Origin of the sequence: Nonomuraea sp. ATR24 (assembly GCF_041950485.1) — a bacterium.
In the GTDB taxonomy this organism is placed as follows: domain Bacteria; phylum Actinomycetota; class Actinomycetes; order Streptosporangiales; family Streptosporangiaceae; genus Nonomuraea; species Nonomuraea ceibae.
On the sequence record NZ_JBGNUU010000028.1, the window covers coordinates 86775 to 113080 of the forward strand.

26 protein-coding genes are annotated in these 26306 nt (G+C 73.6%); 8 read left to right on the forward strand and 18 right to left on the reverse strand.

What is annotated here, in order from left to right; translation table 11 throughout:
- Positions 1 to 37: 37 nt before the first annotated feature.
- The 5 genes from ACBI99_RS41015 to ACBI99_RS41035 form a co-directional block, all read right to left on the reverse strand.
- On the reverse strand, positions 38 to 787 hold the full coding sequence (locus ACBI99_RS41015) for an IclR family transcriptional regulator (RefSeq protein WP_357586862.1): 750 nt from the start codon (positions 785 to 787) through the stop codon (positions 38 to 40).
- A 64-nt stretch (positions 788 to 851) separates the two neighbouring features.
- Complete coding sequence (locus ACBI99_RS41020; RefSeq protein ID WP_219514902.1) at positions 852 to 1301, reverse strand: Lrp/AsnC family transcriptional regulator; 450 nt, start codon at positions 1299 to 1301, stop codon at positions 852 to 854.
- Between the two features lie 23 nt (positions 1302 to 1324).
- Positions 1325 to 1918, reverse strand: a complete 594-nt coding sequence (locus ACBI99_RS41025) for an ATP/GTP-binding protein (RefSeq protein WP_219514903.1) — start codon at positions 1916 to 1918, stop codon at positions 1325 to 1327.
- Positions 1919 to 2182: 264 nt separating this feature from the next.
- Entirely contained in the window at positions 2183 to 3043 is an 861-nt protein-coding gene (locus ACBI99_RS41030) for a hypothetical protein (RefSeq protein ID WP_375074922.1), read from the reverse strand.
- A 111-nt stretch (positions 3044 to 3154) separates the two neighbouring features.
- Positions 3155 to 6007, reverse strand: coding sequence for a CHAT domain-containing protein (locus ACBI99_RS41035; protein ID WP_375074923.1), 2853 nt, complete (start codon positions 6005 to 6007; stop codon positions 3155 to 3157).
- 95 nt (positions 6008 to 6102) lie between these two features.
- Here ACBI99_RS41035 and ACBI99_RS41040 point away from each other — a divergent pair, with 95 nt between their 5' ends.
- The 3 genes from ACBI99_RS41040 to ACBI99_RS41050 all read left to right on the forward strand — a co-directional run bounded on the left by ACBI99_RS41040 (position 6103) and on the right by ACBI99_RS41050 (position 8602).
- Entirely contained in the window at positions 6103 to 7461 is a 1359-nt protein-coding gene (locus tag ACBI99_RS41040; protein ID WP_375074924.1) for a S8 family serine peptidase, read from the forward strand.
- A 76-nt stretch (positions 7462 to 7537) separates the two neighbouring features.
- Complete coding sequence (locus ACBI99_RS41045) at positions 7538 to 8128, forward strand: RNA polymerase sigma factor (RefSeq protein WP_219514907.1); 591 nt, start codon at positions 7538 to 7540, stop codon at positions 8126 to 8128.
- Between the two features lie 36 nt (positions 8129 to 8164).
- Positions 8165 to 8602, forward strand: coding sequence for a hypothetical protein (locus tag ACBI99_RS41050; RefSeq protein WP_375074925.1), 438 nt, complete (start codon positions 8165 to 8167; stop codon positions 8600 to 8602).
- Between the two features lie 42 nt (positions 8603 to 8644).
- Here the strand turns inward: ACBI99_RS41050 and ACBI99_RS41055 are convergent, their stop codons facing one another.
- Positions 8645 to 9217 carry a TetR/AcrR family transcriptional regulator gene (locus tag ACBI99_RS41055; protein ID WP_375074926.1) on the reverse strand — a complete coding sequence of 191 codons (573 nt, stop codon included), beginning with the start codon at positions 9215 to 9217 and terminating at the stop codon, positions 8645 to 8647.
- A gap of 95 nt (positions 9218 to 9312) precedes the next feature.
- On the opposite strand from ACBI99_RS41055, the gene ACBI99_RS41060 reads away from it, so the two are divergent.
- Entirely contained in the window at positions 9313 to 10227 is a 915-nt protein-coding gene (locus ACBI99_RS41060) for a TIGR03620 family F420-dependent LLM class oxidoreductase (RefSeq protein ID WP_375074927.1), read from the forward strand.
- Here the strand turns inward: ACBI99_RS41060 and ACBI99_RS41065 are convergent.
- Positions 10224 to 11318, reverse strand: coding sequence for a Xaa-Pro peptidase family protein (locus ACBI99_RS41065; protein WP_364171042.1), 1095 nt, complete (start codon positions 11316 to 11318; stop codon positions 10224 to 10226). The genes ACBI99_RS41060 and ACBI99_RS41065 overlap by 4 nt on opposite strands.
- 157 nt (positions 11319 to 11475) lie before the next feature.
- Between ACBI99_RS41065 and ACBI99_RS41070 the strand changes: the two genes are divergently transcribed.
- Entirely contained in the window at positions 11476 to 12630 is a 1155-nt protein-coding gene (locus ACBI99_RS41070) for a PP2C family protein-serine/threonine phosphatase (protein WP_219514911.1), read from the forward strand.
- A 5-nt stretch (positions 12631 to 12635) separates the two neighbouring features.
- Positions 12636 to 13529 (forward strand): 5'-3' exonuclease H3TH domain-containing protein, encoded by an 894-nt coding sequence (locus ACBI99_RS41075; protein WP_375074932.1) that lies wholly within the window; start codon positions 12636 to 12638, stop codon positions 13527 to 13529.
- On the opposite strand, the gene ACBI99_RS41080 is transcribed toward ACBI99_RS41075, so the two are convergent.
- A complete protein-coding gene (locus ACBI99_RS41080; protein WP_375074928.1) occupies positions 13498 to 14031 on the reverse strand; it encodes a hypothetical protein in 534 nt (177 codons plus the stop codon). The two genes, ACBI99_RS41075 and ACBI99_RS41080, sit on opposite strands and share 32 nt — an antisense overlap.
- A 58-nt stretch (positions 14032 to 14089) precedes the next feature.
- On the opposite strand from ACBI99_RS41080, the gene ACBI99_RS41085 reads away from it, so the two are divergent.
- Positions 14090 to 14527 (forward strand): MarR family winged helix-turn-helix transcriptional regulator, encoded by a 438-nt coding sequence (locus ACBI99_RS41085; RefSeq protein ID WP_219514922.1) that lies wholly within the window; start codon positions 14090 to 14092, stop codon positions 14525 to 14527.
- Here ACBI99_RS41085 and ACBI99_RS41090 read toward each other — a convergent pair.
- The 8 genes from ACBI99_RS41090 to ACBI99_RS41125 all read right to left on the reverse strand — a co-directional run bounded on the left by ACBI99_RS41090 (position 14512) and on the right by ACBI99_RS41125 (position 23906).
- A complete protein-coding gene (locus ACBI99_RS41090) occupies positions 14512 to 16449 on the reverse strand; it encodes a hypothetical protein (protein ID WP_375074929.1) in 1938 nt (645 codons plus the stop codon). The two genes, ACBI99_RS41085 and ACBI99_RS41090, sit on opposite strands and share 16 nt — an antisense overlap.
- Before the next feature lie 67 nt (positions 16450 to 16516).
- A complete protein-coding gene (locus ACBI99_RS41095) occupies positions 16517 to 19240 on the reverse strand; it encodes a DEAD/DEAH box helicase (protein WP_357586844.1) in 2724 nt (907 codons plus the stop codon).
- A gap of 67 nt (positions 19241 to 19307) precedes the next feature.
- Positions 19308 to 20498 carry a diacylglycerol/lipid kinase family protein gene (locus ACBI99_RS41100; protein ID WP_375074930.1) on the reverse strand — a complete coding sequence of 397 codons (1191 nt, stop codon included), beginning with the start codon at positions 20496 to 20498 and terminating at the stop codon, positions 19308 to 19310.
- Between the two features lie 16 nt (positions 20499 to 20514).
- On the reverse strand, positions 20515 to 21411 hold the full coding sequence (tatC, locus tag ACBI99_RS41105) for a twin-arginine translocase subunit TatC (RefSeq protein ID WP_246647039.1): 897 nt from the start codon (positions 21409 to 21411) through the stop codon (positions 20515 to 20517).
- A 33-nt stretch (positions 21412 to 21444) separates the two neighbouring features.
- Positions 21445 to 21759 carry a Sec-independent protein translocase subunit TatA gene (gene tatA, locus ACBI99_RS41110; RefSeq protein WP_357586840.1) on the reverse strand — a complete coding sequence of 105 codons (315 nt, stop codon included), beginning with the start codon at positions 21757 to 21759 and terminating at the stop codon, positions 21445 to 21447.
- A gap of 67 nt (positions 21760 to 21826) precedes the next feature.
- Positions 21827 to 21982, reverse strand: a complete 156-nt coding sequence (locus tag ACBI99_RS41115; RefSeq protein ID WP_219519165.1) for a hypothetical protein — start codon at positions 21980 to 21982, stop codon at positions 21827 to 21829.
- Complete coding sequence (locus ACBI99_RS41120; protein WP_219519168.1) at positions 21979 to 22944, reverse strand: YafY family protein; 966 nt, start codon at positions 22942 to 22944, stop codon at positions 21979 to 21981. Before ACBI99_RS41120 ends, ACBI99_RS41115 begins: the two co-directional genes overlap by 4 nt.
- Positions 22941 to 23906, reverse strand: a complete 966-nt coding sequence (locus tag ACBI99_RS41125) for a YafY family protein (protein WP_219519171.1) — start codon at positions 23904 to 23906, stop codon at positions 22941 to 22943. Before ACBI99_RS41125 ends, ACBI99_RS41120 begins: the two co-directional genes overlap by 4 nt.
- 37 nt (positions 23907 to 23943) lie before the next feature.
- Between ACBI99_RS41125 and ACBI99_RS41130 the strand changes: the two genes are divergently transcribed.
- Positions 23944 to 25032, forward strand: coding sequence for a DUF3866 family protein (locus ACBI99_RS41130; RefSeq protein WP_308126256.1), 1089 nt, complete (start codon positions 23944 to 23946; stop codon positions 25030 to 25032).
- Here the strand turns inward: ACBI99_RS41130 and ACBI99_RS41135 are convergent.
- Both ACBI99_RS41135 and ACBI99_RS41140 read right to left on the reverse strand, forming a co-directional pair.
- The gene (locus tag ACBI99_RS41135; protein WP_219519173.1) at positions 24978 to 25457 is read right to left on the reverse strand and encodes a DUF3291 domain-containing protein; all 480 of its coding nucleotides are present in this window, start codon (positions 25455 to 25457) and stop codon (positions 24978 to 24980) included. The two genes, ACBI99_RS41130 and ACBI99_RS41135, sit on opposite strands and share 55 nt — an antisense overlap.
- Before the next feature lie 33 nt (positions 25458 to 25490).
- On the reverse strand, positions 25491 to 26162 hold the full coding sequence (locus ACBI99_RS41140) for a helix-turn-helix transcriptional regulator (protein ID WP_375074931.1): 672 nt from the start codon (positions 26160 to 26162) through the stop codon (positions 25491 to 25493).
- Positions 26163 to 26306: the final 144 nt, after the last annotated feature.

A 26306-nucleotide genomic window follows, 5' to 3' on the forward strand; every position in this document is an offset into this window, starting at 1 on the left:
AGATCCTAGTCTGGGCCCGACGGGTGGTGTCAACCGGTCATCGGCTCAGGTCCCGGGTGATGGCCCGCGCGGCGTCGCGCACGTAGGACACCAGGTCACGGCGCGGCTCGCCGTCCTCGGCCAGCCGCTCGACGGCTCCGCGCACGCCGATCGCGCCCACGGTGACGGCGCGGCGGTCGCGGATCGGGGCGGCGATCGACACCTCCCCCTCGACCAGCTCCTCCAGGTCGGCGGCCCAGCCCCGGCCGCGCACCAGCTCCAGCTCCTTGGCCAGCGCGTCGGCGGTGACCAGGGTGGCGGGCGTGTGCGCGGCCAGCGGCTCCCCCGCGCTCTCCCCGTACGGGTCGTAGGCGAGCAGCACCTTGCCCAGGGCGGTCGCGTGCGCGGGCAGCAGGGTGCCGACCTGCAGGACCTGCATGCTGTCGTCGGGCCGGAACACGTGGTGCACGACCAGGACCCCACCCTCGTGCAGGGTGCCGATCCACACGCTCTCGCGGCTGCGCCCGGCGAGCGCGTCGGCCCAGTTGAGCGAGCGGGTGCGCAGCTCGTTGACGTCGAGGTAGCTGCTGCCGAGGTGCAGCAGGGTGCCGCCGAGCCGGTAGCGGCCGGTGGTGGCGTCCTGCTCGACGAACCCGACGTGCACGAGCGTGCGCAGGATGCCGTGCAGGGTGCCCTTGGGCAGCTCCATCGCGCGGGCGAGCTCGGCCACCCCCAGCTCGCGCGGACCGGAGGCCAGCAGGCGCAGGATGCCTGCGGCGCGCTCGACGGACTGGATGGTGTCTCCCACGCCCCACACCCTACATCGCGTTCGGCATTGCCGAACAGTGGGGGCGCCGAACTCTTCGGGCCGGCTATCCGGCGGGCGCCTCGGGGGCGCGGTGCTCGTACGGGGTGCTCAGGACGACCGTGGTGCGGGTGGAGACGTTGGCGGCGGCGCGGATCTGCTGGAGCAGCTCCTCCAGCGCGACCGGGGAGGCGACGCGCACCTTGAGGATGTAGCTCTCGTCACCCGCGACGCTGTGGCACGCCTCGATCGCGGTCAGGTGGGCCAGGCGCTCCGGCGCGTCGTCGGGCGCGGCCGGGTCGATCGGCTTGATCGACACGAACGCGGTCATCGGCAGCCCGACGGCGTCGTAGTCGACGATCGCGGCGTAGCCGCGCAGCACGCCGCGCTTCTCCAGGCGGCGCACCCGCTGGTGCACGGCCGACACCGACAGGCCGGTCTCCCTGGCGAGGTCGGTGAAGCTCATCCGGCCGTCGCCGGCCAGCAGCGTGACGATCCTGCGATCGATCTCCTCCATCGGTCAAAAATATCCGGTCATGGTCACGACAACGTCCCGACCGGCGAGGCGCCCATGCGCATCGCGTGCTCGACGAGCGTGACGAGCACGTCCCGGCTGGAGTCGCGCCGGCGGGCGTCACAGCGCACGATCGGCACGCCCGGCTCCAGGCCGAGCGCCTGGCGCACCTCGCCGACGGTGAACGGGCGGGCCCCGTCGAAGCAGTTGAGCGCCACGACGAACGGCTGGCGGCGCTTCTCGAAGTAGTCGATGGCCGGGAAGCAGTCGGCCAGGCGGCGGGTGTCGGCGAGCACGACCGCGCCGAGCGCGCCCATGGCCAGGTCGTCCCAGACGAAGAAGAAGCGCTCCTGGCCGGGCGTGCCGAACAGGTAGAGCATGTAGTCGCCGCGGATCGTGATGCGGCCGAAGTCCATCGCCACGGTGGTGGTCGGCTTGAACTCGACGCCGTACAGGTCGTCGACGTGCACGCCGACGTGGGTGAGCGCCTCCTCGGTGCGCAGCGTGCGGGTCTCCGACACGGCGCCCACCATCGTGGTCTTGCCCGCGCCGAAGCCTCCCGCGATCAGGATCTTGATCGGGGTCGGCAGCCGCCAGTGATCAAAGCGACCGAAATCCATCCAGCACCGCCTGTACGTCCCTCCGCGGTCGCGACACGGCCGCATTCCCTCCTGCGGCGCCGTGGTCAGCGACCCCTGTCAAGGCGTCGGGAAAGGTTGATCCACTTGCCTGGCATCGAGACACCCTAGCAATGCCACAAATTCCACTCAAGCCGCATAGGACCCCAGAAATCAATATGTCATCGTTTGTCGCTTATTGCGGCTTTTGGGGGCATGGGGAATGGAGGGCAGTAAAGCGGCTTGTCATGATATCTGACCTGACAGTTAGTCGTGCCGGGCATAGCCCGAAATATTGTGAAAACCCGCACTGAAGCCCATTTGTCGCCATAAGTAGTCGGCCGCGTGCGGGCTGCTCCCCCGCAGCCGCTCGACCAGCTCGCCCGCCTCGCCCGCCAGGTCCGCCATCGCGTCGGTCACCTCGCCGGAGGTGACGCCGAGCATGAGCACGTTCAGGCCGCCCCAGCTCACGTCGCGCCGGTAGGAGGCCAGGTCGCCGAGCAGGTGCAGGTAACGCTGCACGCACCCGCTGGCCTCGCGCAGCTCCTCCAGATGCGCCCTGGCCCACGTGTCGCCGGCGTAGATCCAGTGCGACAGGTCGACGAGGCAGGTGCCGCGGCTGTCGGCGTTGTCCAGGTAGTGGGGGAACGTCACGCGGGCGCCGGTGTCACGCCACACCCAGGCCCGCTCCATCGCCGCCAGCGTGCGGGCGAGCTGATCGCGCCATACCTGCCGCAGCTCGCCGAACTCCGCCACCGTGGCCAGCTCGTCACGCAAGTCGGCCAGGAACCGGGTGACGGCCGCGCGCGGGGCCGCGCCGTCGGCGACCGCCAGGCAGTCGCGGGCCAGCCGGGCCACCTGGTCGCGGCTCGTGGCGATGCGGTCGACCAGCCGGTCCAGCGCCAGCACCCACAGGGCGGTGCGGTTGACGATCTTCAGCCGGTCGGCGGTGGCCCAGGGCGCGCTGAAGGCGCCCGACAGCGACAGCGTGGTGTAGAACTCGGCGTCGAAGGCCGCCGCGGGGAACAGGCCCGCGTACATCTGGGCGCACCGCCGCAGGTCCCGGCCGCACGCGGCGGCCAGTGCGCAGGTCCGGCCCAGCTCGAACGCCTCGTCCCCGTCAGGCATCCTCAAGCCGCTCGATCGGCGTGTCGGATCATGGGTGTGCCCCCCAATACCCTCTGTGATGGATTGTCACATGATCACTGGTATCCGATCAAGGCATGGCGGCGTGCCCGATCAGCCCGCTCCGATGGCGATGAAGGAGACGTCGTCGCCCCGCGCGTCACGCAGCGCCTCGGCCAGCGACAGGCCCCGGCGCAGGCCCGCGTGCAGCCTGACCATGACGGGCACGGCCGTCTCGTCGTTGACCGGGACGACGCTGGCCACGATGCCGGCGGTGCCCAGGTGCAGCAGCGCCGTGGCTGGGCCGATCAGCTCGTCGGCGCCGACGGGGGCCATCTGGCCGGAGTCGCAGCTCGACAGCACCAGCCGGTACGGGGCGCGCCGCAGCCTCTCCAGGTCGTAGACGGTCAGGGGGCCGTCGTCCAGGTAGAGCGAGGAGAACAGCGGGCTGTCGGCCCGGAACGTGCCGTGCGCGGCCACGTGCGCGAGCGCGCACCCGTCGATGGCCTCCAGCACGGCCCCCGCCGTCGCCCCACCCCCGCCCAGCACCCGCACGGTCCCTTCCGGCGAGCCTCCCCCGTGCCCGCCCTGCCCGGCTCCGTCCTGCCCGGGTCCGTCCCGCCCGGGTCCGTCCTGCCCGGGTCCGTCCTGCCCGGGTCCGTCCGTGGCCGGTCCCGGACGGCCCGCCGCGCCGGGGAACCGCCCGCCGGGCGCGAGGCCCCCCGAGTACGGAGTCGTCCCGTCGGGAAGCCCGCCGCCCGCCGAAGCCGCGATTCCCTCGGGGACGCCGCCGCCCGTGGGTGGCCCGCCGGGTGCCGCTTCTCCGGGGTGGCCGTACAGGTTGGCGATGGCGTGGAGCTCGGCGCGGGCGTTGGGGACCTCGGGGCCGCGTACGAGGACGACGCCGCCGGAAGGGGGCGCGGCGGCGCGGGCGCGCAGCCAGGCGGCGGCCGACGGCGCGACGCTGAAGGCGGTGCGCCGCAGCGACGGCAGCAGCCCCCACGGGGTGGCGTGCAGGACGCTGGGCGGCACGACGACGCACGGCCCGTCGCCGAGCAGCCGGGCGACGGGCCCGAGCAGCGCCTCCTCCAGCCGCCCGCCCAGCGCGGCGAGCTCGTCGCGCGGCGGGTCGCGGTCGTAGGCGAGCCGGCGCAGCCGGGAGCGCGCGTACTCCATCTCGGCGACCGCGGCGGCAGCGGGCCCGATCTCGTAGGTGCGCACCCGCCCGCCCGCGCACAGCAGCGCGTGCAGGGTGCCGTCGATGACGACGAGCTCGGCGAGGCGGCCGCCGGGGCCGAGAGCGTCGAGAATCTGGCCGCAGCCGGGCCCGCGCGCCTCGCCCGCACCGGTGCCGCGGACGCGCAGGGTGGTGGCGCGCACCCGGGCCTCCAGGCGGGCGCGGTCGCGTTCGAGCGTGGCGGCGGAGGCGGCGCCATCGGAGCGGGCGCGGCCGAGGAGCTGGTCGAGCCGGCGCAGCGCGGCGAGCTGGGCCTGCAGCTCCGGGTCGTCGGGCGGGCGGATGGGCGGCACGGCGAGCGCGGTGGCGCGCCAGCGTTCGGTCCAGGCGAGCAGTTCGCGGGTGCGCCCGGCGGCGTGCAGGTGGCGCAGCGCGAGCCGGGCGAGCTCGACGCCCTGCGCGGTGACGAGCGCGCGCAGCTCCGACGAGCCGAAGGTGAGCCGGTGCTCCTCGATGAGCGCGAGCCCGGACCGGCAGGCGTGCAGGAGGCGGCGCGGCTGCCCGGCGGCGTCGGCGCGCAGCGCCTCGGCCAGCCAGCCGCCGGCGCGTGAGGTGGCGGGGCCGCGGTGCCGGACGCGGGCGGCGGCCGACAGGTGGCGTTCGGCGGCGGCGGCCTGGCCGAGGGCGAGCGCGGTGCGCCCGGCGAGCAGGTGCGCCTGCCACACCTCGGGCGAGCCGAGCCGGGTCAGCCGCCCGGCGAGGCGGCGGGCGTCGGCGAGCAGGCGCGGCGTGGCCGGGCCGCGCGCCAGCTCGGCCTGGACGAGGATGAGCCGCGCGTGCTCGGCCCACCAGTCGCGGCGCTGCCCGGCGAACAGCGCGCGGGCCTCGGCCGCGCGCCGGCCGGCGGTGCCGGGGTCGGCGGCCAGCAGCGCGGCCCGGGCGGCGAGCAGCAGCAGCTCGGCCCGCCGGGTGGCCTGGCCGCGCAGCCGGTCGAGCAGCCGCAGCCCGCCGTCGGCCTGTTCCAGCGCCTCGCGGGACAGCCCGGCGGCCAGCAGCACGGCGCACCGGTCGGCTACCAGGTCGAGCATCGGCGTGCCGAGCTTGCGGAAGCCCTGGTCGGCCTCCTCCAGCAGGTCGAGGGCGGTGGGCAGGTCGCCGGCGACGAAGGCGGCGACGCCGCGGTTCTGCACGGCGACGACGGAGTCGTGCTCCTGCCGGGTGGTGGCGAACATGCCCTGCGCGGTGCGGAAGTCGGCGTCGGCGGCCTGGACGGAACCGAGGGCGAGCTGGGCGTGCCCGCGTAAGGTGAGCGCGCGGGCGGCCCACACGGTGTCGCCGGCCCGGCGCAGCGCGGGCGCGGCGGACCTCAGGTCGTCGAGCGCCTCCCGGTGCCAGCCGAGGATCCACCGGGCGCCCGCCCGCCTGAAGAGCACCCGCGCCCGCGTGGTGCCGCCGGACAGCGCGGCGGCCTGGTCGAGGGTGGCCAGCCCGGCCCGGGTGCGGCCGTGCTGGACGAGCGCGACCCCGAGCGTGGCCAGCACGTCGGCCTCGCGGTCGGGCGATCCGGCCCGCCGGGCCAGGCGCACCGCCTGGCGCAGCTCGCCGATGGCCGCCTCCAGGTCGCCGAAGTCGCGGCGCAGGATGCCGATGGCCTGCCGGGCGATCGAGTGGTCGTAGGGGCCTCGTCCGGTTTCGAGCATCGCCCTGGCGGCCTTGAGCGCCTCCTGCGGGCGCGCGAACACCATGTCGAGCACGTCGTGCGGATCGTCGGGAACACCGGCTCGGGGCACCCATCGATGGTAGAACCGGCTCCGCGGGTGTATCAACGGCGGCGCTCGCCGCTCATAAAGGCACAGGACCCGTTCTTCGCTCTGGAGGGCAGACGATGAGCACACCCGGCCCCGGCCGTGACGACTCCCGTTTCTGGGCGCAGCTCGACATGCTCAACGAGGCGCTGCCGGACGGCCTGCGGGCGGTGGCCGGTCCTGACGGGGCGGCGCCGGGCTCGGCCGTCCAGCCGTCGTTCGCGCGGCTGGCGGACCACGTCCTGGTGCCCGCGGCCGAGCTCGACCGCACCGCCGACCTGGTGCAGGAGCTGGTGCCTGGCGACGCCGATCTTCAGGTCACCTGGCCGCCGGAGCGTGACGCCGGGCGGGTGTCGGTGCGCAGGCTGTACGTGGGCGACCGCGACGCGCGGCTGGTGGCCGACCGGCTCTCCGTCCGGCGGGTGCGCTCGACGCCGGTCCACTTCGTCACCGTGGCGGGGGTCAACCTGTGCCCGGGCGACGAGCCGGTGCCGTGCGACGAGCCGCTGCGGCCCGCCAGGGCGGGCGACGACCGGGGCGCGGGCGTGCGGGTGGCCGTCATCGACACCGGCCTGGTGCACGACTACCTCGACCACCAGTGGCTGGCCGCCAGCGACGGCGTGCCGGGCATCCCGGAGGTCCACGGCGACGTCACCTCGCCCGGCGACGAGCTCGACGCCGACGGCCTGATCAAGCCGTACGTGGGGCACGGCACGTTCATCGCCGGCATCGTCCGCTGCACCGCGCCGGCCGCCGACGTGCGCGTCCACAACGCCTTCCCGTACGGCGGCGCGATCATGGAGGACCAGCTGGGCCTGCTCATCCGCGACGCGCTCGACAGGCACGGCTGGCCCGACATCATCTCCCTGTCGGCGGGCACGCAGACGGAGCACGCGGGGGCGCTGCTGGGCCTGGCCGACTTCATGGCTGAGCTGGCCCGGCACCCGGAGACGGTGCTGGTGGCGGCGGCGGGCAACGACGGCTCCACCGGCCGGTTCTGGCCCGCCGCCTACGCGGGCGAGCCGGTCAACGCCTCCGGCGACGTGGTCGTGTCCGTGGGGGCGCTGCGCGAGGACGGCAGGGGCCGGGCCTGCTTCAGCAACCACGGGAGCTGGGTCACCGTCTACGCTCCCGGCGAGCGCATGGTCAACGCCTTCACCTCCGGCCCGTACGAGTACGGCTACCCGCACCGCACCACCTGCCGTTTCCACCCGGCGGGCCTGTACACGGGCTGCACGTGCGTGGCGCCGCTGCGGGTGGGCGACAAGGCGACGTTCAGCGGGCTGGCGATGTGGAGCGGCACGTCGTTCGCCACCCCGGTGATCGCGGGGCTGATCGCGGCGCGCATGTCGGAGGCCGGGGTGTCCTCCCGTGAGGCGGCCAGGCAGCTCGTGGAGACGCGGCTGGCCGTTCCCGATCTGACGGGTTATCTGCGGTGAGGTACGACACCCTGTCCTCGGGCGGCTCACGAAATATCATCGTGAGCATTCCGCCCCTGGACAGGGAAGGACCGCCGTGGACGACACCGCAGCCCTCGTCAGGGCAGCAGCGGACGGGGATGCCGGCGCGTGGAAGGAGCTCTACCACCGCTACAGCGGGCTGGTGTGGGCTGTCGCCCGCGCCTACCTGCCGGCCCCCGCCGATGCCCAGGACGTGGCGCAGACGACGTGGTTCCGCTTCGCCGAGCACCTGACCCGGATCCGCGATCCGGACAAGGCAGGCGCCTGGCTCGCCAGCACCGCCAGGAACGAGGCGTTACGCGTCATCCGTACCAGCGGCAGGGTCATCCCCGTCAGCGACGTGGGACTGATGGGCTTCGACGTGGACGAACGTTCGCCGGAGCGCCTGCTGCTGGACGCCGAGGAGGCCGACGCCGAGGCCGAGCGGGCGCGGGAGGTGTGGGCGGCGTTCGAGGAGATGTCCGAGCGCTGCCGCCGCCTGTTGCGCGTGCTCATCGCCTCGCCGCGGCCCACCTATCAGGAGGTGGCGACGGCGCTGGGCATCGCGGTCGGCAGCATCGGCCCCATGCGGGGGCGCTGCCTGAAGCGGCTCGGCGTGCTGGTCGCGCGCCGCGGGGTGACGGGGACTTCCCGTGACTTCGAATGATGTCGGGTGAGTCGGGGTGAGTTCGGGGTGAACGACATGGACGACGGCTTCGATCTGGAAGACGAGCTGCGCAACATCGCCCACCTGCTCGACCCGGTGCCGCCGGAGCTGCTGGACGACGCCATGCAGGCGTTCACGCTGCGGACGCTCGACGCGGAGCTGGCCCTGCTGGAGTTCGACTCGTGGGACGAGGAGCCGGCCACCCGGGTGCGCGGGCCGGCCAGCCCCCGGCTGCTGACGTTCCGGGCCGGGGAGGTGAAGGTGGAGCTGGAGGTGTCTGGCGCGCGGCTGGTCGGGCGGATCCTGCCGGGCGAGGCCGCCGACATCGGCGTGCAGCGCCGCGACTCCGAGCTGCGGCTGCGCGCCGACGAACTGGGCCGGTTCACCACCGCGCCGCTGCCGCCGGGCCCGCTGCGGGTGCGCGTCACCCCGGGCGCGGGCGGCCCGGTGGTCACCTCGTGGATCCGCCTCTGACCGGGGCGCTTCGCGGCCCCCTGTCTCTCCCGGAGGGGGCGGTCAACGGGACGGCCCGAGTCCTTCGAAGATCAGCGGGAGGAGCCGTTCGCCGCCGGGCTCGCGGCCGGTCAGTTGCTCGCGTGCCCAGGAGACTCCGGCGACCAGGGCGAGGAACTCGGCGGGGGTGACGTCGGCGCGCACGTCACCGGCTCGCTGGGCGCGGGCCAGCAGGGCGGTCCCGGCCTCGCGCATGGCCTCGCAGGAGGCGTGCAGGGCCGAGGCGGGGTCGCGCAGGGTGGCCGTCAGCATGGCGGTGAGCCCGCGGTAGGCGGTCGTGGTCTCGACGAACTCCAGGGTCCAGGCGAGCAGCGCCTCGCGGGCGGAGCCCTGGTCCGCGAGGGCGCGGGCGCGGGCGGTGAGCGCGTCGAACCGTTCGCCCAGCAGCGCCTCCAGCAGCGCCTCCCGGGTGGGGAAGTGCCGGTAGAGGGTGCCGGCTCCGACGCCGGCGCGGGCGGCGACGTCGTCGAGGGAGGCGCCGGTGCCGTGTTCGAGGAAGGCGGCGCGCGCCTCGGCGAGCAGCCGGTCGCGGTTGCGCCGCGCGTCGGCCCGCATGGCGCGCCGGGTGTCGCCCACGTCGTCCCCTCCCGGGGGTTCACAAAACGGAGACCGCTTCCGTATCTTAGTGCCGGAGCTAACCGGAGACAGTCTCCGGAAAGTCTGGAGCGACGATGGACACGACACAGGTGCGGCATCGGCTCGGCCGGTTCGGGGTGTGGATCGCGCCGATGACCCTCGCGCGCACGCCGGTGACCGTGCAGCGCGAGCAGTTCGCGCGGATCGAGGGGCTCGGCTACGGGTCGCTGTGGACGGGCGAGCCGCCGCCGTCCTCCCCGGCCGGCGGGCGCGAGATCTTCGCCCAGCTCGCCGTGATGCTGGCCGCGACCAGGCGGCTGGTCGCCGGGGCGGGCGTCGCCAACATCACCGTACGCGACCCGGTCGCGGCGCACGGCGGGGCCGCCACCCTCGCCGAGGCGTACCCGGGCAGGCTCGTCCTCGGCCTCGGCGGGCACACAGGCGAGCACACGGGCGGGCGACCGCTGAGCGCGTTGCGCGACTACCTGGACGGCATGGACCGTGCCGCCGCCCGTGACGACGAGCTTGCCGGGGCCCGGTATCCACGGGTGCTGGCGGCGCTGGGCCCCCGGGCGCACCGGCTGGCGGGCGAGCGGGCCCACGGCGCGCACCCGTTCATGCAGCCGGTCGAGCACACCGAGGCGGCCCGCCGGGCGCTCGGCCCGGACGGGCTGCTGATCCCGCACCAGATGCTCGTCCTCGACCCCGACGCGGCCCGGGCCAGGGGCCGGATCCGGGCCCTGATCAGCCTGGGCGGCGACGGCGACAACCCGTACACCGCCAACTACCGCAGGCTGGGCTACGGTGACGCCGACCTGGCGGGCGGGCGCAGCGACCGCCTCATCGACGCCCTGCTGGCCTGGGGCGAGGACGAGGCGGTGGCGGCCCGGCTGCGGGCGCATCTGGCGGCCGGGGCGGACCACGTGCTGCTCCACCCGCTGACCGGCGACCTGCCCTCGGCCGTCGACCAGCTGGAGCGGCTGGCTCCGCGCCTGACCTCCGCCGGTTAGACGATCACCAGGTCGCGGGGGCTGTCGTTGAGCCGCTCGCCGCCGGTCTCGGTGCACACGAGGATGTCCTCGATGCGGGCGCCGTGGCTGCCGGGCAGGTAGATGCCGGGCTCGACGGAGAAGGCGAAGCCGGGCTCCATGGCCTCGTCGTTGCCGGCGACGATGTACGGCTCCTCGTGCGTCTCGATGCCGATGCCGTGGCCGGTGCGGTGGATGAACAGCTCGCCGTAGCCGGCCTCGGCGATGACCTCGCGGGCCGCCGCGTCGATCGACTCGCACGACACGCCGGGCCGTACGGCGGCGCAGGCGGCGTCCTGGGCGCGGCGCAGCACCTCGAAGGAGGCGGCGTAGTCGGCGGGCGGCTCGCCCACGCAGTAGTTGCGCGTGGAGTCGGAGCAGTAGCCGTTGTGGAGCTGGCCGCCGATGTCGACGACGACGGGCTCGCCCGCCTGGATGACGCGGTCGGACACGTCGTGGTGGGGGCTGGCGCCGTTGGGGCCGGAGGCGACGATGACGAAGTCGACGGTGGCGTGCCCGGCGGCGAGGATCGCCTCGGCGATGTCGCGGGCCACCTCGCGCTCGGTGCGCCCGGCGCGCAGGAACTCCGGCACCCGGCGGTGCACGGCGTCGATGGCCGCCCCGGCCTCGCGCAGCGCCGCCACCTCGGCGGGCGACTTGCGCATGCGCAGCTCCCGCAGCACCGTGCCGGCCAGCACCTGCTCGGCGTCCGGCAGCACGTCACGGAAGCGCAGCGAGGCCATCGCCCACATGCGGTCGGCCAGGCCGACCCGGCTCGCAGGGCCGAGCCGGTCGGCGGCGATCCGGTAGGGGTCGTCGGTCTCGTCCCAGGCCACGAAGTCCAGTCCGAGCCGCGAGGCCGGCGACGCCTCGGCGGCCGGCAGCTCCAGGCGGGGCACCATCATGTACGGCTCCGCCGCGGCGGGCACGACCAGGCACGTCAGGCGCTCGAGCGGCTTGGCGTCGTAGCCGCTGACGTAGCGAAGGTCGGGGCCCGGGGTGAGCAGCAGGGCGTCGAGGCCGGCCTTGGCGGTGGCCTCCTGGACGGCGGCCAAACGGGACACGGGATACAGGTCTGAGGACGTCACAGGCTCAATCTACTCCGGATCCCGCCGCCTAAAATCCGCGAAAAGGTCTCACCACACGGCAGGCCATCACTACCGTACGTTCACCGTCGAACACGTAGTGTGGGGCCAATTGTCCCGTTCCCTGCCGGCTGAGAGTGAGACCATGGTCGACCCCGAGCTGCTCGCCGCCCGGCTGGCGCACGCCCAGCGGCTGGGCAACATGGGCTGGGCGGAGTGGAACCTGCGCACCGGCGCCGTCATGTGGTCCGACCAGGTCTACGCCATCTTCGGGCGTGACCCCGGGGCCGGGCCGCTGCCGCTGGCCGAGCTGGCCCGGCACGTCGAGCCCGCCGACCTGGCCGCGCTCGACGAACTGCTGTGGACGGTGGTGCGGGGCGTGGAGCCGGTGCAGGCCGAGTTCCGCGTCCGGCGTGACGGCGGCGACGTGCGCAACCTGCGGGTGGTGCTGGAGCCGCTGATGGCGCCGGGCGGCCCGACCGGCGTGCACGGCGTCATCCAGGACATCACCGGCCGCCGCCGGGCCGAGCGGATCATGTCGGAGTCGCGCCGCCAGCTCCTGGAGGCGCGGGTGCAGGCGGCCGAGGAGCGGCACGTGATGCTGGCGCTGCGCGAGGCGATCCTGCCGGAGCCGGTCGGCTGCCTGGACCTGCCGCGCACCCGGATCGCGGTGCGTTACGTCCCGGCGGAGAAGACCGCCAGCCTGGGCGGCGACTGGTTCGAGGCCGCGGCGCTGCCCGACGGGCGGGCGCTGCTGGCGATCGGCGACGTGTCGGGGCACGGCCTGCCGGCGATCGCGCACATGGCGCAGCTCCGCCACGCGCTGATCGGCCTGACGATGACGGGCGTGCCGCCGAACCGGGTGCTGGCCTGGCTGAACGACCTGGTGCTGCACCGGCTGTCGGGCACCACGGCCACCGCGATCATCGGCCATCTCGACACCGCGACCCGCGTGTTCGCCTGGGGGCAGGCGGGCAACCTGGCGCCGATCCTGGTGCGCGACGGGGTGGCCTCGCCGCTGTGCCCGCCCGCGGGCGTGCTGCTGGGCGCCACCTGCGACCGGCCCTATCTTCTGGCCAGCACCCCGCTGCGGGCGGGCGACCTGCTGCTGATGTTCACCGACGGGCTGGTGGAGCGGCGCACCCGCGACATCGACGAGGGGCTCGACCTGGTTATGACGGCGGCGTGCAAGCTGCCGGGCTGCGACCTGGACGAGGGCCTGGACCGGCTGCTGGCCGACATCGGCGGGCCCAACCCGGAAGACGACGCGTGCCTGCTGGCTGTGGGCATACTGGGCTAGTGCTGATGCTTCTGGACACCCCTTCGCTCTACTTCCGCGCCTACTTCGGCATTCCGGACTCGATCACGGCGCCCGACGGCATGCCGGTCAACGCGGTGCGGGGCCTCATCGACATGATCGCCACGCTGGTGCGGCAGCACTCCCCCGCCGAGCTGGTGGCCACGATGGACGCCGACTGGCGGCCCGCCTTCCGGGTGGCGGCGATCCCCACGTACAAGGCGCATCGGGTCGCCCACGGCGACACCGAGGAGGTGCCCGACACGCTGGTGCCGCAGATCCCGGTGATCGAGGAGGTGCTGGACGCGGTCGGCATCGCCCGCCTGGAGTCGCCCGGGTTCGAGGCCGACGACGTGATCGGCACGCTGACCCACCGGGCCTCCGGCGCGGTCGACATCGTGACGGGCGACCGCGACCTGTTCCAGCTCGTCGACGACGCCCGCCCGGTGCGCGTCCTCTACACCGCGCGCGGCATCCGCAACCTGCAGCTCGTGGACGAGAGCTGGGTGAGCGCCAAGTACGGCATCCCGGGCCGCGGCTACGCCGACTTCGCCACGCTGCGCGGCGACCCCAGCGACGGCCTGCCGGGCGTGGCGGGGGTGGGCGAGAAGACGGCGGCGTCGCTGGTGACCCGGTTCGGCTCGCTGGAGGCGCTGCTGGAGGCGCTGGACGCGGGCGTCACCGAGGGCTTCCCGGCGGGCAGCCGCACCAAGCTGGCCGCCGCCCGCGACTATCTGGCCGCCGCCCCGGCCGTGGTCAAGGTCGCCGGCGACGCGCCGCTGCCGGCCGCGGACCTGACGCTGCCGGTCAAGCCGCGCGATCCGGAGGCGCTGGTGCGCCTGGCCGACCGCTACGGGCTCGACAGCCCGCTCAACCGGCTGCTGGACGCCTTGAGCCGCTGAGCATGAGCCGTGTCGCGACGCCGGTCATCCAGACGAAGGTGAACGCGATGACGGTGGGGTTCTTCACGGAGACGAGCAGCGCGGTGACGAGGTCGCGCGCCTGGCCTGCCCACTGTTCGACGGCGAGGGCCGGCAGCACGTCGAGCACGGTGAAGGCCGCGCCCAGCACGAGGAACTGGGTGGCGAAGGCCCAGCGGTCGCGGTCGATCCCCTCGCCCATGCGCTGCCACAGCGCGGCGGGGGTCAGGCCGCGCAGCGCGGGCTCGGCGCGTACGGCCAGGCGGACGATCACGTACAGCAGGACGACGCGGCAGGCGGCGGTGAGCACCTCGGCGGCGATGTTCACGGCGGCGGGCAGGTCGTCGCCGGCGGTGATGGCGGCGAAGCGCTGGACGGCCGGGACCATCGACAGCCCGGCGACGATCCAGAAGTGCCGGAGGTAGAAGCGCCATCCCCAGGATGCGGCGTCACCGGCGAGTTCGAAACCTGATCGGAGAACCATGCCGGTACAATACTTCATCACATTGAATTATTCACTCCATTGAAACAAAGGAGCGTGGATGGACGGCGCGAGGATGGGCTGGGAGCTGAGCACCGCGGTCGTGCTCTTCCACGAGGCGGTCGCGCGCAAGCTGGGCCTGAGCGCGGTCGACCACAAGGCGCTGGGCGTGATCACCCGCTCCGGCGGGCTGACCGCCGGAGCGCTCGCCGGCGAGCTCGGCATGAACGCCAGCGCCGTCACGGCCCTCGTCGGCCGGCTCGAACGCGCCGGCTACGCCCGGCGGGTCGCCGACCCCGCCGACCGCCGCCGCGTCCTCGTCGAGGCCGACCCCGGCAACCGGCCGGACCTCGCGGGCATCTTCGCCGACCTCGGCGCGGACATGAACGCCTTCATGTCCCGGTACGACGCCCGCGAGCTGGCCACGATAGCCGACTACGTCACGCGCACCGTCGAGGTGCTGCGCAAGCGGACCGAGGCCCTTCAGCAGAGCCTGTAGGTGGAGAAGTTCTCGAACCGCGACAGGTACATGTGCCCGTCGGCGCCCTTCACCAGGTTCGAGATCGGCCGGACGATCAGCGTGAGCTTCATCGTCACCGGGTCGATCCGGTAGACCTTGCCCTGGACCTTGCCGTACAGCATGCCGTCACGGCCGGCCTCGACGTAGGTGTCGAGCCACACCTGCGACACCGTCTGCCACGGGTAGGTCTGGTGCTTGACCGTGCGCAGCGCCCGGCCGGTGGCCGGATCGAGCTCGAACAGCGAGTCGGGGCTGAGCCCCCACAGCCTGCCCGCGCCGTCGAAGGCGAGCGAGCCGAGGGCCAGGTTGCCGGGGACGGGCGTGGTCCGCCACTTCAGCGAGCGCCCGGCGACGTCGTAGGCGAACGCCTGGGCCTCGCCCTGCGGGACGTTGGTGCCGCCGAAGGCCGACGTGGTCCCGTACAGGACGCCGTCGCGGTAGGCCAGGCCGATGATGCTGTGGCCGGGGATCAGGTCACGTTCGATCACCTTCTCCCCGGTGGCCGGGTCGAGCAGGCCGAGCGCGCCGCCGAGGACGCCCGCCTTGGGCACGGTGCCGAACGCCAGCCAGTCGCCCGCCGACACCATCGCGAACGGGCGGTCCTGCTCCTGCTCCCCCAGCCCGAGCAGCAGCCGCGGCTGCTCGCCGTCGAACTCGTAGATGCGCGCGCCGGGGTAGACGCCCAGGTAGAGCTTGCCGCGATGGGTGACGATGCCCTCGCTCTGGCCGACGTTCGGCCACGAGCGGGTCTCGCCGGTCGCGGGGTCGTAGGAGGCCAGGCCGCCGGTGAAGAAGCCGCCGGCGTAGATCCGCCCGTCGGGGCCGACGCCCATCGAGCGGATGCTGACGGGCTGGCCGGTAAGCGTGGACTCGAACAGGACGCCCTTGCCGGCGCGGCGGTCGTAGTGCCAGAGGCGGCCGGTCGAGGAGGTGCCGACGAGGGTGGTGCCGATCCAGCCGAGCGTCCGGGCGGCCCCGCCGCCGAGGTCACCGAAGCCCAGCTTCGTGATTTTTCCGCTTTTCAGGTCGTATTCGATGAGTTCGTCGTCCTGGACCAGGTGGACGGTGTGCCCGTGCCTGCCGCCGCCCACGGTCAGGCTGCCGACGTCCGCCACCACGTCCTTCCACGCCTTGGCGGCCAGGTCGTACACGCCCATCGGGTTGGCGCCCGTCGAGGTGGTGAAGCGGACGAGCAGGTGGTGGCCGACGACGTCGAGGTCGTAGGCGTAGCCCGCGCCCTCGACCGGCGGTTCGATGACCTGCCGGACGGCGCCGTCCGGCGCGACCACGGCGACCTTCATGCTCTGCGCGCCGACCCCGGCGTACACGGTGCCGTCGGCGCCGACGGCCAGGTCGCGGACGAACTGCTCGCCCGGCACCGGGCTGCCCAGGTCGGCGACGCGGCCGGTGGCGGTGTCGTAGCGGAACAGCCGCCCGTTGGGCGAGGTGCCGCCGTAGACGGCCGAGCCGTCGGGGCTGGCCGCGACCGTCCACACGAACGTCTCGCCCGGCACCGCGATGCCCAGCTCGCTCACCTTGTCGGCCGCCGGGTCGTAGCGGAACAGGCGGCCCATCGCCCCGGCGGTGGCGTTGTAGCTGCCCACGTAGACGGAGTGGTCGGGCGCCACGGTGACGGCCCAGGAGCCGAGGGCGAGCGGCAGCGGGCGTTCGGCGATCAGCGAGCCGTCGGCGGCGTCGCGGATGCCGAGCACGGCCGGGCCGGAGGCGCTGGAGGTCACCGAGTAGACGCGATCGCCGTCGAGCGCGGTGCCCGCCGTGGTCGCGCCGGTCAGCGGCAGCCGGCCCAGGCTCTGGAAGCCGCACCCGGTGGGCGGCGATTCGGCCTGGGCCGGAGTGGCGAGGGATAACAGGACAAGGAATGCGACAAGGACGATGCGCACGACAGCCTCCCGGCGGGCGATATAACGGTCTTGACCGTAATCGCGCGCACGTCCTCTGGCAAGAGGGTCAGGCCACCGACGAGTAGGCCACCACCCCACGCCGCATCGCGTCCATCGCCTTGGTCGCCGTCTGCTTGATCCGGCTGCCGGGCGGGGCGGCGTTGCCGAGCTGCCCCAGCAGGTCCATGAGCTGCTTGACCCAGCGCACGAAGTCGCCCGCCGCCAGCTCGTTGCCGCCCACGCCGTCCATCAGCACCGCGTCCAGCGAGTGACCCTTCGTCCAGCGGAACGCCGCCCACGCGAAGCCGAGATCCGGCTCGCGGATCGTCGACAGGCCGTGGTCGGACTCGATGCCCTCCAGCTCGCCCCACAGCCGCAGCATCGCCGTCAGCGCGTCCTGCGCCCGGCCCGCCGGGACCTTGGGCCGGCGCGCGTCGTCGGACTGCCGCGACTCGAACACCAGCGCCGACACGCACGCCGCCAGCTCAGCCGGGTCGAGCTCCTCCCACAGCCCGCTGCGCAGGCACTCGGCCGTCAGCAGGTCGAGCTCGGTGTAGAGGCGGCCCAGCCGGCGGCCCTCGTCGGTGACCTGCTCGCCCTCCAGGTAGCCGAGCTGCTCCAGCACCGAGCAGATCCGGTCGAAGGTGCGCGAGATGACGTGCGAACGGCCCTCCACCCGCCGCCGCAGCCCCTCGGTCTCACGCAGCAGCTTGTGGTAACGCTCGGCCCAGCGGGCGTGGTCCTCGCGCTCGTCGCAGCCGTGGCACGGGTGCTGCCGGATGCGCCGGCGCAGCTCGTTGACCTCGTCGTCCTCCACCGCGTGGTCCCGCGCCCTGACCGGCTTGCCCAGATCGCGGTCACCGATCCTGGCCAGCAGCGTGGAGACCAGGTTGGCGCGTTCCTTGGGCGAGCGGCCGTTGAAGTTCTTCGGGATGCGGATCTTCTCCAGCGGCTCCACCGGCACCGGGAAGTCCGCGGGGTCGAGCTTCTTGATCTGCTTGCCGATCGTCAGCACCAGCGGGCTGGGACCGTGACCGCGCGGGTTGCGGCCCGGGTCGAGCACCACCGCGAGCCCGGCCCGGCGCCCGCCCGGCACCCGGATCACGTCACCCGGCTGCAGCGCCTCCAGCGACCGCACCGCCGCCGCCCGCCGGGCCGCGCCGCGCTGGCGCGACAGCTCCGCCTCCCGGTCCGACAGCCGCCTGCGCAGAGCCGCGTACTCGGGGAAGTCGCCCAGATGGCAGGTCATCGCCTCCTGGTAGCCCTCCAGCGCCTCCTCGTGCTTGCGCAGCTGCTTGGCCAGCCCGACCACCGCCCGGTCGGCCTGGAACTGGGCGAACGACTCCTCCAGCAGCGCCCTGGCCCGCTCCCTGCCGAACTGGCCGACCAGGTTGACCGCCATGTTGTAGGACGGCTGGAAGCTGGAGCGCAGCGGATACGTACGGGTGCCCGCCAGGCCCGCCACCGACAGCGGGTCCATGCCCGGCTGCCACAGCACCACCGCGTGGCCCTCGACGTCGATGCCGCGCCGCCCCGCCCGGCCGGTGAGCTGCGTGTATTCGCCGGGGGTCAGGTCGGCGTGCGTCTCGCCGTTCCACTTGTCGAGCTTCTCGATCACCACGCTGCGGGCCGGCATGTTGATGCCCAGCGCCAGCGTCTCCGTCGCGAACACCGCCTTGACCAGGCCGCGGGTGAACAGCTCCTCGACGACCTCCTTGAACGCCGGCAGCATGCCCGCGTGGTGCGCGGCCAGCCCCCGCTCCAGGCAGTCGCGCCACTCCAGGTAGCCCAGCACCGCCAGGTCCTCGTCCGGCAGGTGCGCCGTGCGCTCGTCGACGAGCTGGCGGATCTCGTGCCGCTCCCGCTCCGTCGTCAGCCGGATCCCGGCGTGCAGGCACTGCTGGACGGCCGCGTCGCAGCCCGCCCGCGAGAAGATGAACGTGATCGCCGGCAGCAGCGCCTCCGCGTCGAGCCGCTCGATCACCTGCGCCCGGTCCGGCGGGCGCGAGCGCGTCGGCCTGCCGTAGCCGCGCCTGCCCCGCCCCGCCGTCAGCCGCTCGGCGTCCCGCGTGACCCGCATCAGCGTCGGGTTGATCCGCGGCGTGTCGTCGTCGGTCATGAAGATGTCGTAGACGCGGTGGCCCACCATCATGTGCTGCCACAGCGGCACCGGCCGGTGCTCGTCGACGATCACGGTGGTGTCGCCGCGCACCTCACCGAGCCACTCGCCGAACTCCTCGGCGTTGCTCACCGTCGCCGACAGCGCCACCAGCCGCACCGACTCCGGCAGGTGGATGATGACCTCTTCCCACACCGCCCCGCGGAACCGGTCGGCCAGGTAGTGGACCTCGTCCATCACCGCGAACCCGAGCCCCGCCAGCGTGGCCGAGCCCGCGTAGAGCATGTTGCGCAGCACCTCGGTCGTCATGACGACGATCGGGGCCTCGCCGTTGACGCTGTTGTCGCCGGTCAGCAGGCCCACCTTGGCCGTGCCGTACCGTTTGACCAGGTCGTTGTACTTCTGGTTGGACAGCGCCTTGATCGGGGTGGTGTAGAAGCACTTGAGCCCCTGCTCCAGAGCCAGGTGGACGGCGAACTCGCCGACGACCGTCTTCCCAGAGCCGGTGGGCGCCGCCACCAGGACTCCGTCGCCCGCCTCCAGCGCCCGGCAGGCGTCGATCTGGAACTCGTCCAGCTCGAAGTCGTACAGGCCCCGGAACGAGGTGAATGCGGGCCCGTCGCCGGCGTATTTCTGACGGAAGGCCGCGTAGCGTTCCGCTGGCGTTGTCATACCGGCCACCCTACCGAAACCGCCATTCCGGTCCGTCCTCACGGCCGCGCCCTTTACAAAGTACGGTTCATACCAGGACGTTCAACGCGCCCGGCCGCACCTCGCACGTGACCGGGGCCGGGCCGATCCGCTCACCGTCGGCGTACGCCACGACGCCGGCCGCCTCCAGCGTGACGCTCCTGGCCCGCCACACCGTCACCGCCGGATGCGCCACGTGCGTGCCCCGGTAGACACGCGGGAAGACGCGCAGGAACTCCCCCTTGCCCACCGCGCCCACCATCACCACGTCCAGCAGCCCGTCGTCGGGGCGGGCGTCCGGGCAGATGCGCATCCCGGCGCCGTACGAGCTCGTGTTGCCCACCGCGACCATCATGGCCTCCCGCTCGACCGGCTCCCCGCCGTCGATCGTCACCCGGAACGGGATCGGCTCGAACGACCTCAGCTCCCGCGCGGTCGCCACCAGGTACCGGGCCATCCCCGGCGGCCACGACAGCGCGTTGGCCCGCTCGTTCACCCGCGAGTCGAACCCGCAGCACACCACCCCGGCGAACACCTCCTCCCCACCCCCGCCCCCCACACCGGAGAGCCCCGCCCCGAACCGGCCACCGGTGCCCCCACCCGCCCCGTCCCCACCCGCACCGGAGCGGCCGGCCCGCCCGGGGCGGCCGACGGGCCCATCTGGGTCGCCACCGGACCCGCCCACGGGCGCGCCACCGACGCCACCGGGACCATCGGGACCAGGGACGCCACCGGCGCCGCCGGGACCACCGAGGCCGGGGACGCCGCCGGAGCGGCCCCCAAGACCACCGTTGCCGGGGCCTCCGGCGGCGCCCGCGCGCGTGCAGGGGTCCGGGAAGGGCGGGGCGGTGGTGTGGCGGATGGTGGCGGCGTCGAGGGGGCGGGGGCGCATGCGGAGGACGGTTCGGGCCGCCGCGACGGGGTCCTGGACGGGCAGGCCGAGGGCGGCGGCGATGTCGTTGCCGGTGCCCGCCGGGATGATGCCGAGCGGCACGTCGGTGCCCGCGACGGCCTGGACGGCCAGGTGCACGAGGCCGTCGCCGCCGAAGGCGACAAGCGCGTCGGGACGTTCGGCGACGGCGGCGCAGGCCCGTACGAGCGCGTCCGCCGCGTCGTCGCCGACGATCACCGACAGGTCGGCGCCGCCGGCGCGGAGTCGGCGGGCCACGGGTTCGAGCAGGCGCAGGGCGCGTCCGCCGCGTGCGGCGGGGTTGACGAGCAGGGCGAGTTGGGGGGCCACGCCCGGAACCTATCGCCTATCGGGCAGAACCGGAATCCTCTTCCTGTCGCCCGTCGTCCACGCCGGTGGGGGCGTCGATCGGGGTGTCGTCGTCGGACAGCGCGGAGGCCTGGTCGTCGTCGAGCCCCGCGTAGGGGTCGGCCCGCTTGCGCTCCAGCAGGTACATGACCAGCTCGGCCGCCGCGAACAGCACGATCATCGGCGCGGCCAGCGCCATCATGGTGACCGGGTCGCCGCCCGGCGTGACGAGCGCGCCGAAGACGAACATGAGGAAGATGACCAGGCGCCGGTGCTTGGCCACGGTGGCGCGCGGCAGCACGCCGATGATGTTGAGGAAGACCAGCAGCAGCGGCAGCTCGAACGACACGCCGAAGATCAGCAGCATGATCAGGACGTAGTCGAGGTACTCGTCGATCGAGATGGTGGCGACGGTGCCCTCGAGCGAGAAGCTGAGCAGGAACCCCAGCGCCGTGTCCATGATCAGATAGGACAGCGCCGCGCCGGCCGCGAACAGCGGGATGGCCAGCCCCAGGAACGCCATCGTGTAGCGCTTCTCGGTGCGGTAGAGGGCGGGGGTGACGAACGCCCAGATCTGGTAGAGCCACACCGGTGAGGCCACGACGAGGGAGACCATCAGCGAGATCTTCAGCGTGATGAAGAACGAGGAGAAGATCCCGTTGTAGGTCAGGCTGCACTCGCCGGTCAGATCGCGCGACTGCGGGGCGGAGCAGTAGGGCTCCTTGAGCAGCTCCCACATCGGCCCGGACACGAGCCAGCCGATGACCAGGCCGACCGCCACGGCCGCGAGCGCGATGAGCACCCGGTTGCGCAGCTCGCGCAGGTGCTCCATCAGCGGCATGCGGCCCTCGGGATCCCGCTGCGGTTTGGGATCCGACCGTTTCAGCAGCGCCATCTAGTCAGTCCAAGGGGACGAGGGGTGGATGGGTCAGGGACGCTTGTCGGCCTGCGCGGCGGCACGCAGCCGGGCGGCCTGCTCCTCCAGCTGGCGAGCCTGCTCCTCGACGGAGGGCGCCGCCGCGGGGATCTGCTGCGGGGGCGCGGGCTGGGGCTGAGCCTGGGGCTCGGCCTGCGCCTGCACGACGGTGGGCTTGTCGTCGTCGTCGTTGAGCTTGCTCGTCTCGGCCTTGAAGATGCGCAGGGACCGGCCGACGCCACGGGCGAGATCCGGCAGCTTCTTGGCGCCGAAGAGCAGGACCAAGGCCACCAGGATCAGGATGATCTCCGGAGCTCCCAAGTTCATGTGACGTCCTTCATGGTGAGCGAAGTGCGGTTCTTCCCCCCGATCGTACGCTGCCGGGGCCGCTGCCTCATCCCCCGATGTTCTCTTTGTGTCTGAATTGCTGATGAACTTGGGCAATCTCCCTGTTCAAGCGGCGTGCGGCCACCGCCGCGCGCCGCCCGGCGACCGCTATCACGGCCAGCCCGGCGACCAGGAGCACGGCGGCCGGCAAGATCCACGTCATGCCTGGTGAGCGTACAGGCCGAGGGCGCGCTCCGCCTCCTCCCGCACGCGGCCCGCCATCGCGGGCGGCGCCACGACGCGGCCGGTGTCGCCCAGCCGCAGCGCCAGCCGCAGGACCCAGTCCTCGTCCCGGGCCCGCAGCGTCACCCGCAGCCGCCCTTCGCCCAGCTCGGTGACCTGCTCGCACGGGTAGTACTCGGCCACCCAGCGCCCGGCGGCGGTGACCTCAAGCTCGACCAGCTCGTCGGTCGGCGACGGCCGGAACACGCCCTGCGCGACGTCGATCGGCTCGGCCTCGGCAGGCGGGTCGGCGGGCACGTCGAGCACCTCGACGCCGAGCATCCGGTCCAGCCTGAACAGCCGCATCGCCTCGGCCCGGTAGCACCAGCACTCCAGGTAGCTGCGCCCGTCGACGACGACGATCCGCATCGGGTCGACCTCGCGCGGCGTCACCTCGTCGCGGCCCGGCACGTAGTAGCGCAGCGACAGCCGGCGGCGGGCGGTCAGCGCCTGGCGCACTCGGGGCAGCGCGTCGGGGGCGGCGTCGACGTCGACGGCGACCTGGCTGCTGACGGCCGCGGCGCCCTCGCCCGCGGCGCGCTCCAGCTTGGCCACCACCCGGGGCAGCGCGTCGCCCTGCACCTCGGCCAGCTCCGGCGTGGCGGCCAGCATGCGCAGCGCGACGAGCAGCGCGCTGGCCTCGTCGATGCCCAGCCGCAGCGGCCTGGCGATGGTGTCGGCGTTGTCAATGACGATCTCGCCGCCGTCCCACGACACGTCGATGAGGTCGCCGGGCGTGTGGCCGGGCAGGCCGCACATCCACACGAGCTGCAGGTCGTCGATGAGCTGCTTCTCGCTCAGGCCGAACACCTCGGCCACCTCGCCGACCTGCGCCCCGGGGTGGGACATCAGGTAGGGGACGAGCGCGAGCAGCCTGGGCAGCCGGTCGGCGGACCCGCTCATGCCAGCGCTCCCTTCAGTCGGCGGATGACGGCTTCGCGGGCGTCGGGCGGCCCGGCCACCTCGACGTCGGAGCCGAGGCTGGCCATCCATCCGGCCAGCCGTTCGGGGTCGGAGAAGGTGAGCTCGGCCTCGTCCCACCCGTCGGCGCCGGGGCGCACGGTCCGGGCGAGCTGGCGCAGCCCCTCGCAGGCGCCCTGCCGCACGCGCACCAGCGCGGTGCGCTCGCGCGCGGGCTCGTCGGGGAAGTCGACCATGGCCCGCAGGTCGACGCCCTTGGGCACCTCGACGGAGCCGGGCCGGCCCGCGGCGGCGACCTGGCCGGTGATGCGGCTGAGCCGGAAGGCCCGCGGCGCGCCGCGCCCCCGGTCGAACCCGGCCAGGTACCAGCGGCCGCGGCGGCTGACCACGCCCCACGGCTCGACGGTGCGGGTGTGCACGTTCTCGCTGCCGGCGCCGCGGTAGTCGAAGCGGACCGGCCGCCGGTCGCGCACGGCCTCCCATAGCGCCGGGAAGGCCGGGTCGCGGGTGTCGACGCGCACCTCCAGCGCGCCGCCGCCGGCCACTCCCCCGCCCGCGGTCTCGTCGGTGGCGACCCCGCCGGCGCGCAGCTTGAGCAGCGCCCCGGAGGCGGCCTCGGCCAGGCTGGCGCGCTGCCACACCTGCGCGGCCACGCCCAGCACCGCGGCCTCGTCCGGCTCCAGGGTGATCTCGGGCAGCTCGTACGACTGCCGCTCGATGCGGTAGCCGGGCTCGTCCTCCCACGGGTCGCGGACCACGTCGATCGGGATGCCGATCTCGCGCAGCTCGTTCTTGTCCCGCTCGAACATGCGCTGGAACGCCTCGTCGCCGTCGCGGTCGTAACCGGGGACGGCCTGGCGGATCTGCTCGGCCGACAGCGGGCGGCGGGTGGCGAGCAGGCAGATCACCAGATTGAGCAACCGCTCGGTCTTACGGCGCGACATCTGCTCACTCCTCCTTCAACGACGCTACCCTGCCCCCGTGATCAGATGGCGCAAGGGCGAGGTTGTGCGGATCCGGCGCGAGTGGCCGGGAGCGATGGAGCTGGACGTCGCCGTGTCCGGTGAGGACTCCAACGCGGCGGGCGCGTTGTCCCGGGCGCTGGCCTATCCGCTGCTGGTGGGCCGCCCGGAGCCCGGCGACGAGGTGCTGCTCAACACGACGGCACTCGCGATGGGTCTCGGTACGGGAGGTTACGCCATGGTGGTGGCAGTGCCGAACCGTTTGCCGGAAGATCCCCAGGGCCCCGGCCACCTGGTGAAGGCGCGCTACACGCCGCTGCAGGCCACGGTGCTGGGCGCCGACGAGCAGGACTCCCCGTTCCACGAGCGGCTGCGCGAGGCCGACTCCGTCGACGGCATGCCCGTGGTGGTCGCCGACCTGCACTCGGCGCTCCCGCCGATCCTGTGCGGCCTGTACGAGTCCCGTCCCGGCGTACGGGTCGCGTACGTGATGCAGGACGGCGGGGCCCTGCCCGCGTGGTTCTCGATGGCGGCGGCGCGGCTGCGGGAGATCGGCTGGCTGGCGGGGACGGTCACGGTCGGGCAGGCGTTCGGCGGCGACGTGGAGGCCGTCACCGTCCACACGGGGCTGCTGGCGGCCCGCCACGTGCTGGAGGCCGACGTGGCGGTGGTCGCGCAGGGGCCGGGCAACCTGGGCACGGGCACCCGGTGGGGGTTCTCGGGGGTGTCGGCGGGCGAGGCGGTCAACGCGGCGGCGGTGCTGCAGGGGCGGCCGGTGGCGTCGCTGCGGGTGAGCGAGGGCGACCTGCGCGAGCGGCACGTGGGCGTCTCGCACCATTCGCTGACGGCGTACGGGCGGGTGGCGCTGGCGCGGGCCCGGGTGCCGGTGCCGATGCTGGATGGCGCGTTCGGTGAGCGGGTGCGGGACCAGGCGGAGCTCCTGGCGGTCCGGCACGACCTGGTCCCGGTGCCGGTCGACGGCCTGCGCGAGGCGTTGTCCGCCTCGCCGGTCCGGCTGTCGACGATGGGCAGGGGGCTGGAGGAGGACCTGGCCTACTTCCTGGCCGCGGCGGCGGCGGGCAGGCTGGCGGCCTCGCTGCTGTCGTAGGCGTCCTTGTAGGTGAACGCCTCGGGGCCGGGTCCTTCGGTCCTGAGGCGGCGCAGGCGTGCCATCCCCTCGGCCAGCGTCGGGATGGTCCCTTCGGGGATCCACCACATCACCATGGCGGGCTCCGCCATGCGCAGGAACCATTCGCGGCGGCGGCGCAGCACGGCCAGGTGGTCGCTGCGGTAGACGTAGTTCCACAGCGCGTCGAGGGACTCCCACACCGAGAAGTTGACCAGCAGGTGGTCGCCGTACTCGTGCTGGACGGTGGCGGTCGGGTCCTCCTCGCTCTCCTTCAGCCGCCACACGAAGCCGGGTGAGCGGTCGGCGAGGTCGTTGATCGGTTCGAGCAGGGCGACGAACTCGGCCAGCTCGGCCGAGTCGATGGGCGCGCGCAGGTGCGCCAGGTTGAGCTCCGCGAGATGCATGACGCTCAGCACACCACCCCGAGACCTTCTATGTCAATCTCCGTTTGTTTTAGAAAGGGTGACGCAGCACTCCCCCGGCCGCGGGTCCAGCCGGGCCCGGTCCGGGTCGTCGCCGAGCCCTGCCAGCAGGCCCTGGCACAGCGCCAGGTTCATCGAGCACACGAGCAGGGGCTGCTCCATCGCCAGCGCGTGGAAGGGGCAGTTGCGCATGCGCAACCGGCCGTCCTCGGCGTACGGCTCGTAGCCGCGCTCTCGCAGCACCGCCTCGGCGGGATCGCCGTCCGAGGGCGTCGGCCCAGCGGGCGGCGCGCCCCGGCGGCCGAGGCGTTCGCCGGCGCGGCGGGCGGCCGCCTCGGCCCGCTCCTCGGCGCCGAGTTCCTCGACCACCTCGGCCAGCACCGCGCCGAGCGTGGCGTACTCGCGCGGCGGCAGGCTCACCGACAGCTCGCCGGCCGCGCGCCGGTAGACCTTGGCGGGCCGGCCGCTGCCCGGTCCCTTGCGCTCGGGCGCGCGGAAGCCGCTCTCCAGCAGCCCGGCCTCGACCAGCCGGTCCAGGTGGTGCCCGGCCAGCGTCCTGGAGACCCCGGCGGCCTCGGCGGCCTCCGCCCGGCCCACCTCGCCGCCCCGCCCGGCCACGGCCTCGTACAGGCTCCGGCGGACCGGGTCGTGCAGCAGCGCCAGCACGTCGAGGTCGTCATCGCTCACAGCCGCGAGTCTAGAGCCAACGCCGTTCAGTTAAGGGAGAGGGCTGTTCGTCAAGACCGGTGAACAAAGCAGCGGAGCCGCTGTAGAAGAGGTCTGTCACTCCAAGACATCCTCACCACAGGAGCTCCGCTGTTGGAACAGGTT

What these genes read in the sequence shown, in the direction of transcription:
- ACBI99_RS41135 (WP_219519173.1), bottom strand. Translation starts at nt 25,457, where the DNA reads ATGCATCTCGCGGAGCTCAACCTGGCGCACCTGCGCGCGCCCATCGAC.
- ACBI99_RS41120 (WP_219519168.1), bottom strand. Translation starts at nt 22,944, where the DNA reads ATGAGCGGGTCCGCCGACCGGCTGCCCAGGCTGCTCGCGCTCGTCCCC.
- tatA (WP_357586840.1), bottom strand. Translation starts at nt 21,759, where the DNA reads ATGAACTTGGGAGCTCCGGAGATCATCCTGATCCTGGTGGCCTTGGTC.
- ACBI99_RS41020 (WP_219514902.1), bottom strand. Translation starts at nt 1,301, where the DNA reads ATGGAGGAGATCGATCGCAGGATCGTCACGCTGCTGGCCGGCGACGGC.
- tatC (WP_246647039.1), bottom strand. Translation starts at nt 21,411, where the DNA reads ATGGCGCTGCTGAAACGGTCGGATCCCAAACCGCAGCGGGATCCCGAG.
- ACBI99_RS41095 (WP_357586844.1), bottom strand. Translation starts at nt 19,240, where the DNA reads ATGACAACGCCAGCGGAACGCTACGCGGCCTTCCGTCAGAAATACGCC.
- ACBI99_RS41040 (WP_375074924.1), top strand. Translation starts at nt 6,103, where the DNA reads ATGAGCACACCCGGCCCCGGCCGTGACGACTCCCGTTTCTGGGCGCAG.
- ACBI99_RS41075 (WP_375074932.1), top strand. Translation starts at nt 12,636, where the DNA reads ATGCTTCTGGACACCCCTTCGCTCTACTTCCGCGCCTACTTCGGCATT.
- ACBI99_RS41050 (WP_375074925.1), top strand. Translation starts at nt 8,165, where the DNA reads ATGGACGACGGCTTCGATCTGGAAGACGAGCTGCGCAACATCGCCCAC.
- ACBI99_RS41030 (WP_375074922.1), bottom strand. Translation starts at nt 3,043, where the DNA reads ATGCCTGACGGGGACGAGGCGTTCGAGCTGGGCCGGACCTGCGCACTG.
- ACBI99_RS41115 (WP_219519165.1), bottom strand. Translation starts at nt 21,982, where the DNA reads ATGACGTGGATCTTGCCGGCCGCCGTGCTCCTGGTCGCCGGGCTGGCC.
- ACBI99_RS41080 (WP_375074928.1), bottom strand. Translation starts at nt 14,031, where the DNA reads ATGGTTCTCCGATCAGGTTTCGAACTCGCCGGTGACGCCGCATCCTGG.
- ACBI99_RS41070 (WP_219514911.1), top strand. Translation starts at nt 11,476, where the DNA reads ATGGTCGACCCCGAGCTGCTCGCCGCCCGGCTGGCGCACGCCCAGCGG.
- ACBI99_RS41060 (WP_375074927.1), top strand. Translation starts at nt 9,313, where the DNA reads ATGGACACGACACAGGTGCGGCATCGGCTCGGCCGGTTCGGGGTGTGG.
- ACBI99_RS41085 (WP_219514922.1), top strand. Translation starts at nt 14,090, where the DNA reads ATGGACGGCGCGAGGATGGGCTGGGAGCTGAGCACCGCGGTCGTGCTC.
- ACBI99_RS41025 (WP_219514903.1), bottom strand. Translation starts at nt 1,918, where the DNA reads ATGGATTTCGGTCGCTTTGATCACTGGCGGCTGCCGACCCCGATCAAG.
- ACBI99_RS41125 (WP_219519171.1), bottom strand. Translation starts at nt 23,906, where the DNA reads ATGTCGCGCCGTAAGACCGAGCGGTTGCTCAATCTGGTGATCTGCCTG.